The sequence below is a fragment of the Halorubrum halophilum genome (genome assembly GCF_000739595.1).
GTDB lineage: Archaea > Halobacteriota > Halobacteria > Halobacteriales > Haloferacaceae > Halorubrum > Halorubrum halophilum.
On the sequence record NZ_BBJP01000072.1, the window covers coordinates 1 to 18,365 of the forward strand.

At 54.3% G+C, this 18,365-nt stretch carries 22 protein-coding genes; 12 read left to right on the forward strand and 10 right to left on the reverse strand.

Annotated features, from left to right (window positions below):
* Positions 1–54: 54 nt before the first annotated feature.
* Positions 55–1,326, forward strand: a complete 1,272-nt coding sequence (locus ACP96_RS15540) for a hypothetical protein (protein ID WP_050034021.1) — start codon at positions 55–57, stop codon at positions 1,324–1,326.
* Positions 1,327–1,458: 132 nt separating this feature from the next.
* Here the strand turns inward: ACP96_RS15540 and ACP96_RS15545 are convergent, their stop codons facing one another.
* Both ACP96_RS15545 and ACP96_RS18880 read right to left on the reverse strand, forming a co-directional pair.
* Positions 1,459–2,115 carry a hypothetical protein gene (locus tag ACP96_RS15545; RefSeq protein WP_050034022.1) on the reverse strand — a complete coding sequence of 219 codons (657 nt, stop codon included), beginning with the start codon at positions 2,113–2,115 and terminating at the stop codon, positions 1,459–1,461.
* Positions 2,108–2,713: a hypothetical protein gene (locus ACP96_RS18880; RefSeq protein WP_154020503.1), complete on the reverse strand. Its 606-nt coding sequence runs from the start codon at positions 2,711–2,713 to the stop codon at positions 2,108–2,110. Before ACP96_RS18880 ends, ACP96_RS15545 begins: the two co-directional genes overlap by 8 nt.
* 289 nt (positions 2,714–3,002) lie before the next feature.
* Between ACP96_RS18880 and ACP96_RS18250 the strand changes: the two genes are divergently transcribed.
* Entirely contained in the window at positions 3,003–3,233 is a 231-nt protein-coding gene (locus tag ACP96_RS18250; RefSeq protein ID WP_202593979.1) for a winged helix-turn-helix domain-containing protein, read from the forward strand.
* An 81-nt stretch (positions 3,234–3,314) separates the two neighbouring features.
* Here the strand turns inward: ACP96_RS18250 and ACP96_RS18885 are convergent, their stop codons facing one another.
* Together ACP96_RS18885 and ACP96_RS18890 are read right to left on the reverse strand one after the other, a co-directional pair.
* Entirely contained in the window at positions 3,315–5,999 is a 2,685-nt protein-coding gene (locus tag ACP96_RS18885; protein WP_154020504.1) for a hypothetical protein, read from the reverse strand.
* A gap of 287 nt (positions 6,000–6,286) precedes the next feature.
* A complete protein-coding gene (locus ACP96_RS18890) occupies positions 6,287–6,460 on the reverse strand; it encodes a hypothetical protein (protein ID WP_154020505.1) in 174 nt (57 codons plus the stop codon).
* A 353-nt stretch (positions 6,461–6,813) separates the two neighbouring features.
* Here ACP96_RS18890 and ACP96_RS15555 point away from each other — a divergent pair, with 353 nt between their 5' ends.
* From ACP96_RS15555 to ACP96_RS15575, 6 genes are all read left to right on the forward strand, one after another.
* Positions 6,814–7,230: a hypothetical protein gene (locus ACP96_RS15555; RefSeq protein WP_050034024.1), complete on the forward strand. Its 417-nt coding sequence runs from the start codon at positions 6,814–6,816 to the stop codon at positions 7,228–7,230.
* The gene (locus ACP96_RS18895; RefSeq protein ID WP_154020506.1) at positions 7,230–8,390 is read left to right on the forward strand and encodes a tyrosine-type recombinase/integrase; all 1,161 of its coding nucleotides are present in this window, start codon (positions 7,230–7,232) and stop codon (positions 8,388–8,390) included. The genes ACP96_RS15555 and ACP96_RS18895 overlap by 1 nt, the downstream gene beginning before the upstream one ends.
* Positions 8,391–8,560: 170 nt before the next feature.
* Positions 8,561–8,962 (forward strand): hypothetical protein, encoded by a 402-nt coding sequence (locus tag ACP96_RS15560; RefSeq protein WP_237561696.1) that lies wholly within the window; start codon positions 8,561–8,563, stop codon positions 8,960–8,962.
* A 227-nt stretch (positions 8,963–9,189) separates the two neighbouring features.
* Positions 9,190–9,486 (forward strand): toxin-antitoxin system TumE family protein, encoded by a 297-nt coding sequence (locus tag ACP96_RS15565; RefSeq protein WP_050034026.1) that lies wholly within the window; start codon positions 9,190–9,192, stop codon positions 9,484–9,486.
* 57 nt (positions 9,487–9,543) lie between these two features.
* Positions 9,544–9,939, forward strand: a complete 396-nt coding sequence (locus ACP96_RS15570) for an HVO_A0114 family putative DNA-binding protein (protein WP_050034027.1) — start codon at positions 9,544–9,546, stop codon at positions 9,937–9,939.
* A 14-nt stretch (positions 9,940–9,953) separates the two neighbouring features.
* Positions 9,954–10,373, forward strand: a complete 420-nt coding sequence (locus ACP96_RS15575; protein WP_050034028.1) for a hypothetical protein — start codon at positions 9,954–9,956, stop codon at positions 10,371–10,373.
* Positions 10,374–10,562: 189 nt separating this feature from the next.
* On the opposite strand, the gene ACP96_RS19385 is transcribed toward ACP96_RS15575, so the two are convergent.
* Together ACP96_RS19385 and ACP96_RS18900 are read right to left on the reverse strand one after the other, a co-directional pair.
* A complete protein-coding gene (locus tag ACP96_RS19385; protein ID WP_154020507.1) occupies positions 10,563–10,724 on the reverse strand; it encodes a hypothetical protein in 162 nt (53 codons plus the stop codon).
* Between the two features lie 52 nt (positions 10,725–10,776).
* Positions 10,777–10,938 (reverse strand): hypothetical protein, encoded by a 162-nt coding sequence (locus ACP96_RS18900; RefSeq protein ID WP_154020508.1) that lies wholly within the window; start codon positions 10,936–10,938, stop codon positions 10,777–10,779.
* Positions 10,939–11,407: 469 nt separating this feature from the next.
* On the opposite strand from ACP96_RS18900, the gene ACP96_RS15580 reads away from it, so the two are divergent.
* The gene (locus tag ACP96_RS15580; RefSeq protein WP_050034029.1) at positions 11,408–12,004 is read left to right on the forward strand and encodes a tyrosine-type recombinase/integrase; all 597 of its coding nucleotides are present in this window, start codon (positions 11,408–11,410) and stop codon (positions 12,002–12,004) included.
* Between the two features lie 97 nt (positions 12,005–12,101).
* Here the strand turns inward: ACP96_RS15580 and ACP96_RS15585 are convergent, their stop codons facing one another.
* From ACP96_RS15585 to ACP96_RS15600, 4 genes are all read right to left on the reverse strand, one after another.
* Positions 12,102–12,788 carry a hypothetical protein gene (locus ACP96_RS15585; protein ID WP_050034030.1) on the reverse strand — a complete coding sequence of 229 codons (687 nt, stop codon included), beginning with the start codon at positions 12,786–12,788 and terminating at the stop codon, positions 12,102–12,104.
* Positions 12,789–12,892: 104 nt separating this feature from the next.
* Positions 12,893–13,354, reverse strand: coding sequence for a hypothetical protein (locus ACP96_RS15590; protein WP_050034031.1), 462 nt, complete (start codon positions 13,352–13,354; stop codon positions 12,893–12,895).
* Positions 13,355–13,987: 633 nt separating this feature from the next.
* The gene (locus tag ACP96_RS15595) at positions 13,988–14,308 is read right to left on the reverse strand and encodes a hypothetical protein (protein WP_050034032.1); all 321 of its coding nucleotides are present in this window, start codon (positions 14,306–14,308) and stop codon (positions 13,988–13,990) included.
* A gap of 28 nt (positions 14,309–14,336) precedes the next feature.
* Entirely contained in the window at positions 14,337–15,266 is a 930-nt protein-coding gene (locus ACP96_RS15600) for a hypothetical protein (protein ID WP_050034034.1), read from the reverse strand.
* A gap of 501 nt (positions 15,267–15,767) precedes the next feature.
* Here ACP96_RS15600 and ACP96_RS18905 point away from each other — a divergent pair.
* The 3 genes from ACP96_RS18905 to ACP96_RS15610 all read left to right on the forward strand — a co-directional run.
* Positions 15,768–16,727: a hypothetical protein gene (locus ACP96_RS18905; protein ID WP_154020509.1), complete on the forward strand. Its 960-nt coding sequence runs from the start codon at positions 15,768–15,770 to the stop codon at positions 16,725–16,727.
* 77 nt (positions 16,728–16,804) lie between these two features.
* Complete coding sequence (locus tag ACP96_RS15605; RefSeq protein WP_050034033.1) at positions 16,805–17,629, forward strand: IS5 family transposase; 825 nt, start codon at positions 16,805–16,807, stop codon at positions 17,627–17,629.
* Between the two features lie 358 nt (positions 17,630–17,987).
* Positions 17,988–18,365, forward strand: a 378-nt coding sequence (locus ACP96_RS15610) for a hypothetical protein (protein ID WP_154020510.1), incomplete at its 3' end; no start/stop codon positions are given.

Here is an 18,365-nt window from a genome sequence, read left to right on the forward strand (position 1 = left end):
GCCAGAGTGGACAACTAGCGACAATGGATCGGTCGGGCTGGCCGGGGTGGAGATATGGAGGAGGCGTATGCTTATCCCATCTACACAGATGAAGAAGCCGAAGAGTACTTCGAGTTCGGAACGCCAGTCGAAGAGAAATCGCTTGAATCAATTGGGTCGCACTTCGGCCCTGTACCCGATGACTTCCCGAGTGATGAATACATTTCGAACGCAGAGAACGCTGACACGAATCTACGCTGGCTCCTGATTGAACTTGTCGTCAGTGGGTGGAATACACTCGATGAACTGATCGAGTTCGTCTCGATGACGCTGTACGGGTTCTATCAGGGCACGTCGACATCCGCGACTCCGACTCTCGGTAATGATGAGGTCGCCCAGAAGGTCATTCGATTCACAGAGGAACTCGACGAGAAGGGCTTCATCAACTACCAGTCGGACAATCAGATTACACCAACTGAACTTGGTGAGGCTGTCTTCGAGTATGACCATGCGACCCGGCTTGAACCCACGCCTGACGCGCTCAAGGGCGTTGTCAGGATGCTCGAGAACTACCACCCAATCTCGCCTGAACGGTTAATCAAAGAGTTTGCGACGGTTTCATACACCTGCGATCTTGGCGAGTCGCCCAGTGAGGATAATCCGTTGTGGGAGTTACTGGAGAGACACGGTTATGAACAGTCCAACTCGTCGATGACGGCAGCCGTGATGACGTGGCTCTGGTGCCAAGGTATCAATGCGGACTTGATCGAAGATCGAGCGGACATCGACGTAGCACACCTCTCAACAACTGCTAGCAACCTCTCTGAAGCGATTGGGGCGATCGGTGAGCTGTACAACGCAACACCACACGAAGAACCGGTGTGGGTAGGGACGTTTACTCAGCAGCTTGCGGATGGGGTAACGGTGAAAGATCTCCATCTGACATCCTACGATGGAATCGCTCGGGGACGGGTGATGGCGCTCGAAGATCAGATACAGACCGCGTGGTCAGGCCTCGACAAGGATACGCCACCGGGTCACGCTACAACCATCGAAAAACTGGCCTTCCAACAGAAGCAGGCTCCGTCAGGCTTCGAGGAAAATATCGTTCTCAGCGCAGACCACATCTCGACTGGGACAGCACCGACTGTTGTCGAAGCGGTGAAAGACTGGACAGCCGGTGACTCCGGAGAGCTGACTCAACCGCCGATTTCCGAATCTGGTCGTAACTTCCTTAATTTCGGCAATTCGTCCGGGACGATCGAGATGCCGCAGCCTGCGAGTGAGTCTACGGAATCAAGCTCTCGTGATACGACACGTGGAACGTCACTTGATGACTTCGTGTAAAGAGTATCATTGTCTGAACTCACGAGGGACTCGTGAATCAGTATCCGCCCACTCACCTACCACATAAGCAAGCAGTGTCTCGGGGTCAAGCCCTGGAGATGAGTCCCACAATGCGCTTGCTAGGAGAATTCTTCATCGAGATGGTGGCTGTAGGTTCTTCATCTTGAAATCCGACCGGGCAACAAACTGCCCGTCGAGTTCGGCTAACTTTCGAGTCCGCTGGATATCGGCCAGATTGTGCTGACAGAGCGAGAGCCAGTCACCTGTCTGGAACGCGTCAACGGCTTCAGCGCTATCGTCGAACGGGTCGCACGTCTCGTCACCAACAAGAACATCATACACACCAACGAGGTCACTGTGGCCATGGGTATTGAACCGGTCAACGACCTGTATCATATCGGCGTACGCAATATCGCCAAAGGGCCATCGTAGTCCATGTTGGAGAAATCGCGTTCGACAGAAGGGGAGATCGAACCCACCGTTCCACGTCTCACCGTTGAATGCGGTCACGTAGTGGGTGTCACCATCGAGTTGGTTCGTGACAAACGACGCGACCGCCTCGAGGAGTTCGCCCTCGTCAGCAACGACGTCGAGTTGGGCTGTCCCAGTTGACTCCTCATCAAGCGCCCTCACCAGTGTGTTGCGATCAACCTCGCTGTGGCCGCCAGTATTGAGAATAAGCGATTCACCGAGACCGTGCGCGAACCCAGCAACGGTGATGACAGCGTCCGCATCGAATCCGGAGGTCTCGATGTCGAACGCAACTGGAGTGAGTCGTGAGTCACTCATCTGTGAGGTCGATAAGGTCCTCCGATTTGAATCGATCTACCGAAACGCCTAATCGCTTCAGTAGGAGGTGCCACGATATCTGACGGGTCCTCTGTTCGCCCATCGTCACGTGCTCTTCAAGAGACCAGTTATCAAGCACATCGTCAACTACCCCAGCAGGTACGAGTAATTTCCCTACCTCTTCTTCGATCCCATATCTGACTGAATATACGACAAAAAAGTAAATCGGTGTGCGTGAATCGAACTGTGAGGTTTCAGCTATCAACTGGTCGTGATGATGCTTCCAGATTCGGAACTGTCCATATCGGCCAGGCTCGCTAGTACTACTCTGATAGCGAGCGACACAGGATTTGACCTCAACATCGTAGGCTATCTCACCAGGGACATAACTATCAATATGTGAATCAATTGTCCCGCGGAAAGCGGTGCCAGACTCGTCAAATATGGCATTAAAGAGGCGTTCAGCGTTGTATCCTCGTCCAGATGCAGTTGACCGGCCATGTCCGTCACAGGTATTGGCATTTACCCTGTAGCGAATATCTTCTAATTTCATCTCGGGGTTGATTACATCGGGATTTGGAGAGCAGTTCTCTGTCATCGCTCACACCTCGCTATCGACCTGGAGCTAGCCCCGATAAGGGGTTGTTCATCAGGTAGTTCAACAGCTGCTGAACCCATCTGTTGAATGAGTCCATTCCAGGCTACTTCTCGGATCAGAGGCTTACTGTGTGATGCCATGGCTCACGAACAGGTATATGTAGAATAGATATAAAAATCTCATCTATTAGTGAGGTTATTTTCATCAAATAGTTATCACACTTGATATATCGGTTGAAAAGAGTGGTGTGAAATAGAGGAGAACCTACGTGAGAGAGCCAGCCCCGTGGATGCAAATGCCAATCGACGACCGAATTCTCGAGGCATTAGCAACATCTGGGCTGGTTCTGTCACCCTCAGTCATCGCGTTCAATATCGACAAATCGCGGAGTGAAGTCAACCGTCGGCTCTCAGAACTTGTGGATCATGGTTTTGTCAAGCGCGTCAAGCGAGGATACTACGCGATCACAGAGGTTGGTGAGCAGTATCTTGACGGAGATATCGATCCTGGCGACTTCTAATTCGCCGCCAATAGACCAAACGTAGAGCTAACACGCTCAACGCTGGGTTAGCCATTATCCGAAAAACAAACTGAGAGATTGTCATCCAGTAGCGTCTCCATCAGTAACATTCTGGAGCGCTGTCTGGTCAATAGGCGGTCCAGCGCGAAGGGGAGCAGTACTTATCGAAGGAGCGACGCCCAAATCGTCAACGTACTCGGAGCGAACACGGACACTCCACAGCGCTGGAAGGACATCGTCAAGATATGGCCGCGGTGTCGAGAGCTCTCGAAGGTCTGGTGGATCACTGACGCCAGTATACGGCCACCCCACCGTCTCAACGGTATCACCCGGTCCGTGGTGCTCACGACCGACCCGGAGCACTTTTGCGGCAACGTGAACTGTAGGCGTCTCTGGATCGGCGACGAGTGCCGGCCACACGTCGGTGTAGCGTTCGGCGTCATCCCCGTCGACATCAGAGAACGAGAGGCAGAGCCGGTAGCCCCGGTCTGTCTCCTCGACGAGGCCGACCTCGTTGAGATCGGCAAGGTGCTCTCGTCGCGACCGGCTGGAGACATCGGCCCGCTCGTCGAGTTCGGCATCAGTGACTGGGCGCTCAGCCTCGAGGAGGGCTGAGACGAGTTTTCGAGGCGTGGTCCGCCGGCTGTCAAACCCACGGAGGAGTCGCCCCGGCTCTAGTTGGGCAAGAGCGTAGCGCACCTCAGCAGCATCGACACGACGGCCCTCGTTGTCGTCAGCAAGGTACTGAAGCGCATCGGCGACATCGAATGGAGTTCGAGCGAGGCCGTGGAGCACGGACGTCGCCTCTGGAGTAAGCCGGAGGTCTTTGGTCGCGAGCATCCGCCGGGCGGTTTCAGCAACCTGTCGGCGCGTCGGTTCGGTCCGAACTTCACTGCGGATGGCGATCTCCGGGGCATCATCATGGGTGTCGAGGCCGCCGAAGTGCTCGCGAAGAGCGTCGGCAACAGCCTCAGTCTGCCCGGCAAAGTCCCCGACCAGTGTCCAGGAACCGATCAGTCGAGCCCACGGGTCGGCAGCGTCGACGGTCGGGTCGAACGCCTGCCGTCGCTTGTCAGAGCGGTCCTCGAAGAGCTGTCGGTAGGCAACGTGGTGACCGTAGCGGCTCCCGATCGCTGAGCCGATAGCAAGTGACCTGAACAAAGCGTCGCGACGGTCATCCTCGAACCGCCGGGAGAACTCGGGAAGCTTCAGAACACGGGTGAGCTCCACGTCGACGAGGTCGAGCAGGTGGGTCAACGAACCGGCCAGTCCAAGGGCGTTCCGTGTTATTGGGCCACGGAGGTCGTCGTCTTCAGCCTCGGCGTATTTTTTCGTGAGTTCGCCCAGTTCGTTCGCAGCGCCGAGGAACGCTTCACGGAGGTCGTCATAGGAGTTGATCTTATCAGGAAGCCAGCCGATGTTTCGCATCCCGCGAAGAACCGTTTTCCCGTCCTTGAGCATGTTAAGTACACCATACTCCTCAAGCCGCTGTTTGGTGAGGACCTGGTCGAAGGTCCGGTAATCGGACAGCGCTAACGCCAACGTCGTCCACACCTGAAGGGAGTTGTCGCCCTCAGCAGTAACGATGAGATGATCGTCTTCAGAGTGCCAGCGACCTTCGGCTCGGTCGTCTTGTGGGGTAATCGGGTAGTTGACTACCGAGATCCCCCTTTCAGTCGCGGTTCCAAGGGCTGTACTCGCTGCTCGACGACTCATGTAGCGGGTTTCGTGGTGCGAGGGCAAGCGGTGGCGGTCAGCGGTGCTGGGTGCTGCGGTCTGAGGGCTGTCTGCCCCTTCCCCGTGTGTACGCGAGGTTACACGGCTATCATTGCAGAGTTTTCTGGATTCTCTAACGCGCTCGCCAAGTCGCCGCTGTACTGCGATTTCTGTCTCGTAGAACTGGCGTCCAGCCGTTGTTAACTCGACACGCCGGTTCCGTGATGAGCCGTACGTCGCGACCAGGTCGACGTCAGCGAGGTCACCGATAACCTGCCGGACACGCGAGTGCCCCACACTGAACGCGCTGTACAGCCGGCTGTAAGCGAGCGTCTCCGTGTCCTCGTCGGCAAGCAGGGAAAGCGTCCGGGCGTGGCGACTGCCAACGTCGACGACGTCCAGCGCAGCCGTGAGGACATCCTCATTTAGACGTACATCCGACCGTTTGCTAACACCAGGGAGATCGTCGCGATGATGGTGGGCAAGCCACGCCTGATCAACGCCTGAGCAAACCAGTCGAACATCAGCTGCTTGGCTGAGCGCAGCAACGAGTCGACACCACGACCGGCGCGTCTCTGTGTCGACCTCACGGAATCCCTCAGGCAACCGGATCGAGATAGTCGGCGTGTGTGTGCTCTCGACGAGCGGCGCAATCGCTGCGTGGATGTCATCGAGGTCAGAGCGACAGCCCATCGGTCGGCCACTTCCCAGTTGGGGCAACACCACGAGAGCCTTCCAAAATCGACGACGAGACTGACTCGCCGTCAAAGAGCGCAGGACATTGGCCAGTGCTCCGTCGAGCGCGTCGCCGACGAGGTCATCAAGCAGTGTGTGAACCTCAACAGGACTCTCATCTGTAACGAGTTCGCGCACGGCCGTAGTGATTGCCCCAGCGAGGCCGGCACCGTTCCACGGATCCGTGAGTTGCGTCCAAAGTCCGGTTGCAGTCGGCTCCGGCTCGCGAACAACGATTCCGTCAAGACTCGGTGTCTGCGAGTACGTGATCCCGGCGTCAACCCTAGGGGTCGTACTGGACGATCCGGTCTCCATCGGAGAGCTATCGGCGGGTTTACTCACAGTAGCCCCCCAACGATAGATTCGAAGCTACCAGGGTGATAAGCAGGTCTGACGTCGCCGTGGCAGTGCTATCAACACTCACGGCTCATCACCTTGGGTTATTACGGTGTCAGCCCGTGGAGTCAGGTCCAGTAACAGTAAGACCCTAATACCCGGGACGACAAGGAAGAGGTGGACATAGCCCGGCCAAGGTAGTCCACCTGGAGTGGGGTAGATCCAATTTCTCTGCCCCAATCCACTCGCCGCAACCAGCGTCAGCTCTAGGCGTCACCCCCGTCATCGACGATCTCCGCGACCGATATATCGTTGAGTCTCAGATACGACTCTTTGTTTTTGATGCCGAGGACTTCGCGGACCTCAACGGGGATGACGACCACCCCATCTTTAGAGCATTTGACGACCCCGGCTGACTCCGACTGCTCGGACTCGCTCATATTCCGAGAATGTGTGAGCCAAACGGGTAAGTCTTACTCAGTCTAATACAACCTAACTTAGACTATTAAGGTGAGAGACGAAAACCGATATTATGTTACTACAGTTAGATACCACCCACGTATCCAATTTTAATACTAATAATAACCCCTACGCTGTAATGCGATTCCCATGTCAAAAAATAGTCTCCAACTCTAGTAATGTCAAATCTACCTCTAATTGTTATCAGAGTTGCTATTAGATTGAGTTATCCAATTACATAACTATCTTTATTAGTGAAGAGCTATACTGTTAGACTGTATTAGATTACAACTAAATTTGTAACACCAAACGCTACCAAACGCTACTCAAACCAATGGGAAAGTACACAGAGCCACTAACTACGGTCTACAGCGAAGAACAGAACCAACAGATAGAGAAAGCCGTTGAGGAAAGCGAGTACGCCTCGAAGTCTGATTATATCCGCTCGATGCTTGAGGCTGGCGAGTCCAACATCGCTGCGCTCGATCCCCGCACGACCGATACGAACACCTCTACCCACGCCAACCATGATAGCGCAGAGGAGGCCGCAGCAGCCCTGTCTGATGCTGTTCTTATCGGTCAATTAGACCAAGGCGAGTCTAACAAACAGGGATTTGATGAGTCTATACAACTGCTACGACAGGAGTTTGAGAACACCCTCGTAGACCGTCTCGGAGAGTTATCAGACGACCCAAGTAGCCCAGTACAAGATGACAACCGTGGCAACTACTATCTTGAGGGAGAGCCCTGATGTCTGCTGGAGATGGAGATTATCTCGATACGTTTGATCCAGATGACAACGTACTCCGGTTTTGGTATAACGAATGGCACAGTAAAGCCAGAACAAAAAATAACGAATCCACAGAAGACACAAAAAAGAGTGTTAGAGACGCAATAAATAGATTTGAGCGGTTTTTAGCTACACAGAAAGACAGCCAATCATATGACTGTCATTGGTCGGACATCAAAATCAACGCTGTCACTTACGATGACATCATATCACCCAGAAAGGTAACTCCCCAACTGGCCGAGGAGTTCTTGATCGAGCTTCAGCAGGAGTTTGCAGCGGACACACAACAAAACACATACCGCCACTTGAAACAGGCGTATGGGTGGTGTGCTGAGAAAGTTGAGTCGGTTGAAATAAATCCATTTACAAAAGTCGAAGAAAAAGTCAAAGAGACAAACAACGATTGGATTTTGGATACTCCGACTGGGAGAAATCCATATCTTATCCCACTAGAAGATGCCCGTGAAGTTGTCCGGTCATGGAGTCATCCAATGTGGCTATCAGTCCAACTCCTGTTAGCGAAATACACCCGACGAGTTGGTGGTATCTCAAATCTGGATATCGAGAACATCCATATATCTCATCCCGGCTGTGATTGGACTGTTCACCCTGACCTGCGACAGTGGCCTGATCACATCTCGTTCCGTGCTGATAAGCGGCAGTCTGATACCGGACGCAACACCGGCAACAAAACCAAGACCAATGCTGTATATCCAATTGATGCGGAACTGAAAGATGCTTTACTCTGGTATCTGACGATCCGACCACAACCAGAATCCCCGACTGATCCACTGTTTATCACTCAAACGAAGGGTAGGAGATTATCAGGGGATCACATAAGTGAACATTTTGCACTACGAGCGAAGGAATTAGGCTACTGGTATGGTGCCGGTGACGATGACAACCTCAACCCACATTACTGGCGGCACTGGGCAACGAGCCACTATCAGAGCCAGTTTGGTGGTAACGAAAGCAAGGGGCACACTGCGCTAACGAAATACATCCGTGGTGACAGCAAAGAGGACATCATCGGCATCTATGATAGCTACACAGAGGAGAAGCGAGATACGATCCTCAATGCCATGCCGACGTTCCTCAAACCTTACGTCGACGAACACTGAGAGACTATCGCAAGGACGACAGCCATCTTGAGTGGCCGACACCCGGCCCGAACGAGCCGGTCCCGGCGTGGGACGAGTACGAGCAGCTGCGCGAGGCCGTCCACAAATACCTCGATCACCAGCCAGACGACCCAGCGTGGGACAACATCTGGCGGGCACTCGAGGCGATCATGGGCGAGTATCAACGCGATGCCTTCACCCAAGCGTTCAACCTCGATGAGCCTGCGGAGACAGCCTGTATACGTCGTCTCATCACTAGTGACGCCGAGTATCTACACTCACCACTCGAAGCCGACAGCGACCCAACTGGGCCGCCTCACAGCCCGCCAGCAGATGACCATTCGACAATTTGGCTCGACGACGAGAGCGGCGAGCCAGCAGTCTACTCGATGCATCTCTATCCCGGCAACGTCGAGCGGTTGGATTCACAAGAGCCACCACACAACCTCTGGTTCGGGATCTTCGAGTTCGCTGCGGAGTGGAGGCTTGAGGTGTCGATCCTCCCGAAATCGTGGCATAACCTCGGCTCAACCGTTCAGGTCGTCTTCTATCTGCCAGAGCGATACCGCTGATTTCTTCCCGAGAATTCGGTGTGCCCCCGTGGGACGACAGCCGGTAGCCTCAGTTGTAGATCGTCGTCGCTGAAGGCAGTATTAACCAACACCGAGACGACTCTTAATCAATAATCGCGAGCTCCTTGTCCGGGACCATGCTGACGTCGGCTGAGGCTTCACGGCTCATTTTATGTTAGTTTTCACCCTAACACTTATCGGTATTGTCTCCCTCAACACAGGCGTGGATGAGCGATGATGTCACCGTACTCGAAGACGAGATCGAAGCCTACGCCGACGGGACTGTCGCCCGGGTACGGGTACTCTCAGTCCCTACCTCAGAGAAGTTTGAGGAGGGCATCAAGTACGCCTATCATTACGGTGAAGCCGGCGCAGAAGACCCGATCATTCGGTTCGACAACCATCACGGCGTCCACGAACTCCACATGGGCTCGGAGACGTTCGAGATCGACTATCCTGGACTCACAGAGATATTCCGCGCGTGGCGAGCGGCGCTGCCCCCAGAGAAACGAATCGACTGGTAACCTCCCAAGCATGCTGATCGACGCACGATCGCAACCCCAGCCCCACCCCACAACATCATGACCCGAACACTACACGTCCAGATCAAGTCCGCGGATCGTAGCGGCCTCGAGGAGCGGCTCGAAGCGATTGACGCCGGCGACGACGTCGAACCCGGTGAGCCGACGCTGTCTATCGAGGACCTCGAGACGTTTGGTCGCGTCTTTCGGTCGACCAACCTCGAACTCCTCGAAGCAATCGTTGAGCACGAGCCAGAGAGCATCCGTGAACTCGCTCGCCTTGTGGACCGGAACCCACCAGAGGTCCTCGACAACGTGAACGAGCTTGCCGACTACGGGCTCCTCGAGTTCGAAGAGAACGGCAGCGCGAAGCGCCCCGTCGTGTGGTACGACGAGATTGACGCGGACCTCCCGCTCACATCGGCGTCGGGACGGGAGCGCAAGGCGAACGCCTGAGTACTGAGATAAAGATGGTTGACGACGTCGACCCTGAGAATCCTCGGCCCGACGGGCACTACCACGTGGATCGAGATGCCGACTGGTTCTACGTCGACGACGAGTTGGCGTCAACGATCGCACTCGGGCCTGCGACCGACGGGGAGCCGGGCGACGATTGGGTTCTAACGCTCTCGGCCGCAACGTCGGAAGGGGATCCAACAGCTGCCGAGCGCGTCGCTGTTCGCCTCACTCCGTGGGCCTTACACGAGCTCTACACCGAGACGAAGAACCTCTCGCCGGATGCCCGTCAGGCCGGCCACAGTGCTGAATGTGGGCTCTGTGGAGAGCAGGTTCCACTCGATCAGGCGTGGCCCGACAACCGAAAAGAGCCCTGCCACCCGGACTGCTACGCTGAGGCGTTCGGTGCGCCCCCCTGGTACGATGGCCAGTAGGTAGATGTCTACGAGAACTCCGCGGTGACAGTCTTATCCAACACTAAAGTGTGAATCTCCAAGGAAGTGACTGTCATCGGTGACCGCTATCTGGCCGATCTGAGTTGTTTTTGAGCATAGAACCGCCAATCAGTGAATCCAGCTGTAGCTGTTGCTCAGTGGTGCTGAAAACAAATCGAAATAGTAGTGCTACCTGTCGACATCGACGATGGTCGCCCTTTCAGGCGGTGCGATCTCAAGTTTAGCAGCGCCGCGCTCGATCTCCTGGGGCGTCGTCCCCTCAGCATCGGCGAGCAGCTCGGTGAGCTCCTCGTCCGAGATCATGTCGGCGTCGGAGAGTTCACGGCTCATACCACGTTCTACCCGGCGTGAAGGATAAACGTAGGTGTCGACCTCCGGTAGGTCAGTCCTCCCGTTCCCACCATTCGTCTATTTCTTGTGCGCCGATGTCGACGGTTGCGGTGACCCCGCACGAACAGTGGATGCCAACGGTGCCGGGATGCGTCGTGATCGAGCCCTTCTCCTGTCCACAGCCCGGGCAGTTGACGCGGAAGATATCGCCCATACACACCGATCCGTGTGGTCCGGGAAAGCCGCTCCGCTCAGTATTAACCAACAGTTGGCGGTCATATTGCCGATCGTTGGTTAAGATCGAAACCACGGGACGATGAGGGTGATGGTGGCAGAGTTCTAGATAGGTGATGACCACGAAGTAGTGACGCCCGTCTCTCGCCCCGGCTAGCAGCTCCTCGTCCGGGAGAGGCCGTCGGTCTAATCCTAAGATTAAGGTTAAGATTAATTCACATTCGCGACTGCCCCCTGAGATATCATATATCATTCACCAGTTTATCAAACCGTATTTTGCCCGCTCTGGTCGGCACACAACCCCTAGGGTTGGTACCTTGAAGAAGGCCTTCCACGAAGCAAAACCACTAGACTGGAGGCGGTTGGTTCGGTCCAAACGTGAGAAATGTTCGAATCTGTTACTAGAAACGAACATTAATAGCCCACAGCGGCTGAGGCACCACCAACAGATGGCTGACGACAAACACTGGCTCAAGCCCAACCAGGTTGAAGCGATGCGCGACGCCACTCGTGAGGGCCGTCACCCCACCCGCGACGACGCGATCATCACCCTCCTCTACGACACCGGCCTCCGGCGTGGCGAGCTCTCCCGCTCCGACCACGCAATGCTTGACCTTGAGGATGGACTCCTTCGGCTCCCGACATCGGTCCAGAAAGACTACCCCAACGACAGCGTCCCACCGCCCGTTACCTTCCAGCTCGATCGGGACGGTTCGCTACGGACCGTCGCGACGCTCCAAGAGTACCTCGAAGGCCGCGTCGAAGACGCGCCAGCGCTGGTATCCAGCCAGAAGGCAGGTCGAATGACTGGGAAAGGGATCAACGACGTCGTCCAGCGAGCCGCTCAGCGCGCTGACATTCGTCCGTACTGCTTCTCGGGGCGAGGACACCCCGAAGATGTCTCCGCTCACACGCTCCGTCACAGCGTCGCGTGGAGGATGCTGCGTGTCGAGGATGGGAACACCTTATACGATGTCCGGAACCGACTCCGTCACTCCTCTATCCTCACGACTGAGCGCGAGTACGACCACTTCGAGACGGTGTGAGTTTTAATAGAATTTCAACAGAACCGAATTAGCTATCGTCGGTTTCACCGTCCTCCTCTAGCCGTCGTTTCCTACCTCGCCAGGCGGCCACAGAAACTCATGCACCACCACCCCCAAATGCTGCTGACGGAAGCGCAGTAGGCAATCCTAGAAACATGAACCCAACGCCAAATGCTATGCAGCCCCCGATAAAGTACGCAGCAAAATTCTGCTCCTCCTCACTGAGCCCATCGATTTGGTGAGCTGCGTACGAACCAATAGCAAAGGCAGTGTTGACGTAAGCCGACTGTGGGAGGTCGTAGTCTACGTCGGTATGGGTTGGGTCGACTGTCTGCTCAGGGCCCGACTTGATGACTGGTTCAGTACTGGAAGGTGATGGTGATAGTGACGTACTCGCACTGATCGTGGACGCAGTTACTGCAGTAGAGAAGACGTTCACGGGGAGGTCGTTGAGGGCTGTGAGGGCGTCGATAATTGGTTGGTGAGCGATGGAAGACATCGATACCATCGCATCAATTTCTGGGTAGATCGTTAGTTCGGTGAAGGCGGTTAGTGTGCGGGATAGCTGCTGTGGTTCCTGCGTTATTCCCATCATCAATGCGTTGTTTTCAGCGAGGATTTTGAGAGCAGGAGGGCTCAATGTGGGTGTGTTGGCGAGAGCTTTAGCAAGCTCTTGCGTGGGGCTTGGAATGTCGATCCCGGCGAGGAGCGAGATAGTTTCAGGGGTGATTTTGGAGGAGTCGATCTCGTTGGCGAGGTGCTCGGCAGAATCCTCGTCGGTCATGTTCATTGAATGTGTTGAGATATTGTAAATCTGACTCGTGGTCGGGCAGAAGATGCCCTGAATGTCTAATGTTAAGGTTAAGATTAAATCTATAGCTCGACCACTTAGAGCAGGGAATTACCCAGTGAAATCGGTGTCTCAACGTTGACTGTACCCTCCGCGGCGTCTGCATACTCTTCAGCAATTGCAATGTTGTCATCATCATCCGGAACGACGAGAGCGCGTGAGTAGCCGTTAGCGCGGTAGTCGTTAAGCTGGTTGACGACGTGGTCGCGGTTACGAAGGCCTTCCTCGCCCTCAACTTCTATGATGAAGTTGTCCGGGAAATCGCTGACAATGAGGTCGGGCTTGAGATCACCGAGATCGTCAACAACACCCCTCGTGCCACCAATACCCCTCCCAGGAAGATCAACGAATACCGAGGCGTCGGCCCCCATCGCGTCGGCTATCTTCTTGTGGGTCTTGAGTACGTAGCGATCGTGTGGACTGTACTTCCAGCGTTTGTACAACTCATTAGCACCGAGGGCGGCTGCAACGCCGCCGACGATATGGATGGGACTAGCCATGGATCTTGTTTCTACCCCGAGTTGTCTTATCCCCGAGGCGTATAGAACACCTGTCTAGAAGTACTTAATTCTTCAACGTGTAATATCTTCATATCGTGTGAACGTGAGACTGAGTGGCTGAATGGCTGATTCATGTTTTCGCGTTTTCGCGTTTTCGCGTTAACGTGTATACAATAGACAGCGTAATTGTCTGATCTAATATGTTCCAACTGTTGCTGATTAATGCCGCATATTGGATCAGTATGACGAATCCTCTCTTCGAGAGTCCGACTCTCCACTAGTTCTCGGACATTGAGCGTTCAGGAGCGTGGTGTCGGGCGTAACTACGGATAGACTGCATCGACATACCCGGCGACAAGCAGAGTGTAGATAGCGAGTACCCCGACTGCGATCGCCACAGCTCCGAGGAAGATGATGAGCTTTAGATCGTCGAATCCTGAGCTAGACCCTCGGCCTGATGTGCGTCTGATAAGGTGTCACCTCAGCCGTCACTTAGATCGCTCGACGGAATAAAATGACACCACCATCCGAGACGGATAATAGCCTTCGTGTGGGCGCTGACCATTGCCCGCTCATCACCGTCCTCGACGACTACACCCAGCGATGCTCGTGGACGAGCGTTACGGTGTAGTCTCAGAACTCACGCTCGATTTCGAGCTTCCGCATCGCCTTCTCAAACACCTCCGGGTGCCGGTGCGCCAGCTTCTCCAAGTGGTCCCGCACTGACTGTGCTGGGTTCACTTCAACCTCGTCAGCGTTCTGGAGCTCGTGGTAGAAGGCGTGCATCTCTGTTGTCACCGCGATGCCGACCGTCTTCTCCTTCGGCGCACCGTCGCTATTCAGCGCCTCTAGGTACTGGTCTGCATCGAAGCTACCAGTAGCGTCGACGTCGTTCTCCGCGCTCTGCTCTTCCTCCGCTGCGTCGAAAGCATCCGACATTGGGTTGTCGCTCATAGTTTTAATCTTAATCTTAATCTTAAGCTTAGGCGTACGTCTCGATCGTCTCGTCGGAGATCTCAATGCCCTCGTCGTCAGCGAACTGCCGAGCACCGGCACGGTAGGCGTGGTAGCACTGCTGGCGCACTGAGCGGGGCGTTCCATCCGAGCGTTCAACGATCGTCCGGATCGCCGGCGCAGTGTATGGGTCCGAGAGATACCCTTCCTCATACTCCTCGTCTCGGGCCCACGCCAACCACCGAGCGATCAACTCCTCAGTCTCGGCGAACCCGAAGCGTTCGAGCGAGCGATTCTTCGCGACCAGTCTCGACGAGAGGGTCTGCCGCAGTTCATCGATCCGATCGGCCGCTTCGGGCGTCCCAAAGAGGAAGAGGATGAACGCCGGTCCGGTCTCGCCGAGATCGCCGATGCTCTGAAGGCCGGCGAGCAGCTGCTCGAAGGTGCGAGTGTTCCGCGCTGCGTCCTCGAGCTGGTCCACCTGGACGATACACGTGAGGTCTGCCTCCTCTAACTGCTCGGAGACACCCTCGACCACTTGCCGAACCTCATCGGTCGCCCGTGGGTAGGTCTCGGGAACGTCCAAGGCGTCGTACTGGGAAAGCTCGTCCAGCAGCCGCGTGTAGAGCCGGCGTGTAGTGATGCTCTCGACCTCGCGGATGCGGGCGATGGCAAACTCGTCGCTGCGGGGGCCTTCGCTCAGTGCGTCGTACACGAGCTCTCGAAAGTGAGTCTTGCCCGCCCCACGCTTGTCGATCACCGAGACGTGCCCGGCACGGGTGAGGATGTGCGACGCGACCTCTTGGAGGAGATCGTCGTTGACCCGAACCGCGATACGGGTGTCGGGAAGCGACTCCGCCGCGAACGGTGTCCGGCCTTCGACGAATCCCAACTGCTCGGCGTACCGAGCGTGGGACTCCTCGACATCGTCGAGTGCCGCAGTGAACTGATCAGCCATGTACATCCAGAGCTAAGGTTAGCCCTAATCTTAAGATTAAGTCAGACAGGCGTCATCCGACACTGAAGCATTACCGTGTTTGCGATACTGAAAGACGGCGACGAGCTCCGCTCCCGGAGCTGGCATGGCCAGTTCCAGGAACTCACACAAGTGCAACATGCATAGCCTCACGCAGGCGACGAGCCCCAACTCGTCGCCTGTGGCCTTTCTCTGAACGTATCCAAGAGAGGCATCGCTATCGTCCAGGTTATACTACAGATGGCATAATGTGAATCTGATATTTTGGATATCGGGTTGTCAGATGAAATTGATCGTCTGGTCTCAGAATCAGCCGATAGAGTGTAGCTGCTGGTTGAAAGTTGAATGCCAGTACATCTATTCTGCTGCCGTCTTTCGTTCAACACCGCATGTTGTTAGGTTCCGTCCTCAGTATCCGTGAGTGTGTGTGACAGTTTCCCGAGTTTTAGAAGAACTCTTCAAGAAGGCTAAAAACATAGAAATATGACCAAACATCTTGGAAGAGATGAAATATGGAGTAATGCCATTGATCGGGCTATGAAGAAAGAATGCTTTTCTACAGATCAGATGCAGAGTATGATCTCCGAATCAGTAACTATCCGAACTATCCGCGACACTCTCAATACGATGGTTGATAAAGAATGGCTCTCTAACAAAGAATCACAGACACAAAACTGGTGTCCCGGCCCACGTATTCTTCGGCAAGGGGACCGCGATGAGGAATTTGAGATGGAGGGATCGGCGACAAAAGTTACTAACGCTTCTACTCTTAGAAAGGGTGAAATCTATATTGGTGTCGTTGACAGATTTAGCAATAGTGGCAATGCGAATCTAAAGCTACCAAAGCATATGGATAGAGAATTCGTCAATCTGGGACCGATTGGTAAAGGGTCAAAAGGTGAGAAAGTAAAGTTTGAGTTCCTTGAAACGGGGTGGGGGAGATGTTTGACTGAGAGGTATACATATAGCGGTTATAATCCACGAGACAGAAATAATCGTTCATTGTCATCTTCTGGCGAGACAGCCGATACACAAACTTCAGATGGCTCTGAAGAGGAAAGCGCGCATTCGTCGGCAACGAAACTCTCCGAAGCTTCCGCCCTCCAGAAAGGCGAAGTCTACGTTGGCGTCGTTGAGCGGTTTAGTAACAATGATAATGCGCTTGTAACCCCGCCGTCTCATATTGACAGTGATATTATCAATTTAGGAAAAATAAATAAGCAGTCTAAAGATGAAACGGTGAAATTTAAGCTTCTCAACGGTACTTGGGGAAGATGCTTGTCTGAAGAGTACACTCATGAAGATTACCATCCAAGAGGCGGAAATTCGTCATATTCTTTTTCTAAGGTGTCTTCAAGACGCTCGTCTTCATCATCTAAAAGTCATGATTTTAGCAAAGAGGGAGGTCGTAATCTGAATAGACTACTTACTGGCCCTCAATAATCTGCCGTGTTGAATAGCGATCTAATCGGCTTATATCACGGTGTAGAAGGGCGAAGCCGAGGTAATCGATTCTGTCCATGGAAGTCGATCTCCTCGACTTCGTTGAGCAGTGTCGGCACCTAGTCAAACAAGCGTTGGGGAAACACGCGGGCGAGCCCGCCAGCGGCGGGTTCGCCCGCTGGAAGCACGTCGTCCTGCACTGTTTTCGGCTCGAAGAAGACCACAGCTACCGCGAAACGCCGAATCGGCTGGACTACATGGCTGAGATTCGTGATGTACTCGACTTAGATCGGGACAATCTACCGGATTACAGCACCATCTACAAATCGTTTGATCGGCTGAAAATGTGGGTGTGGCGGGCGCTGCTGCGCGTTTCAGCGCAGCAGCACCCGCAGTCTGGCCACGCAGCACTCGACAGCACGTTCTTTGACCGCCGCTCGGCCTCGTCATACTATCGCCAGCGGTCGGGAAGTAACGTCCAAACGCTGAAAGTCACGACACTAACCGATAGAGAGTCGCTTGCCGTTCTTGACGTACATATCTCTGCCCGGTGGAAACATGATACGAAGACCGGGCCGCAGGTCGTCCGCCGGAACGCGGACGACCTGCTGTCCGTGGCTGCTGACAAAGCCTTCCACAACTGGGTCACGAAGTACGAATTCTACGCGCTTGGCGTCGAGCCACTCATCTTACAGCGTGGGTCAAAGCCGTTGACGCTAGGACACAACGCGCTCATCCGGGCAAAAGGCTACTCTCAGCGCTGGATGGCCGAGACTTCATATTCGACGACGAAGCGCTCGCTCGGCGATGCCGTGCGAGCGCTGGGCTGGTATCGGCAGTTCCGTGAAATTGTCCTTATGTTCGCCATCTCCAACATAGAACCGCTCTGTAAGCCACTCTAACCGTGACTCAGCACCTATTCAACACGGCACAATAATCAGTAGTTGAGGTCATAAAAACACGCCCGTCTACGATCTTCTGTAGGAGATAGTTGACATAGTCGTCACTAGCTGAGCGGGAACGCTAATTGATTTTCTACGGACCTCTACCATGGTTCACGGTTCAATTCACGCAACCGAAAATCGCAAGACGGTAGCCCATCAGCAATGTGCTACACAAGAACGTAGTACTGTTTCACTGAGTTCGGCAAGAGTCAAGTATAGAACCAACTGAGAGCCTCAGTAGCTACAAGTGGAACGGATACAATATAAATCGAACTGCCAGCCACGCTTTTCCCATCATGTAGCAATGGTAAGTACAATGCCGGATCCACCGACTACATCGCCACTTTCGGATCAGGAGCAGATTGCCGTTGAATTACTGAGTAAACGCTGGGGTGTCGCGCTCAGTCATGATCAGGTCACAATGTATCTTGACAACTTTCGACAGAAACAAACTACTCTTGACGAGATACCGGACATCTTGGAGATGAGTCCTGAGAAACGAGCTGCACTCTTATGTCATCTCAATCTGAGCGAAGGGGGAAACACTTTGGAAGAATTGTCTCAGCAACATATCATCGGCATATACGGGCAAATCGTATTTGGATACGACCTTATCGAGGACTTTGAAACCTATTGGAGATATGAACCGACGATAGAGAAAATATTGGAATTGTCGTATGTGTTTACCCCGAGG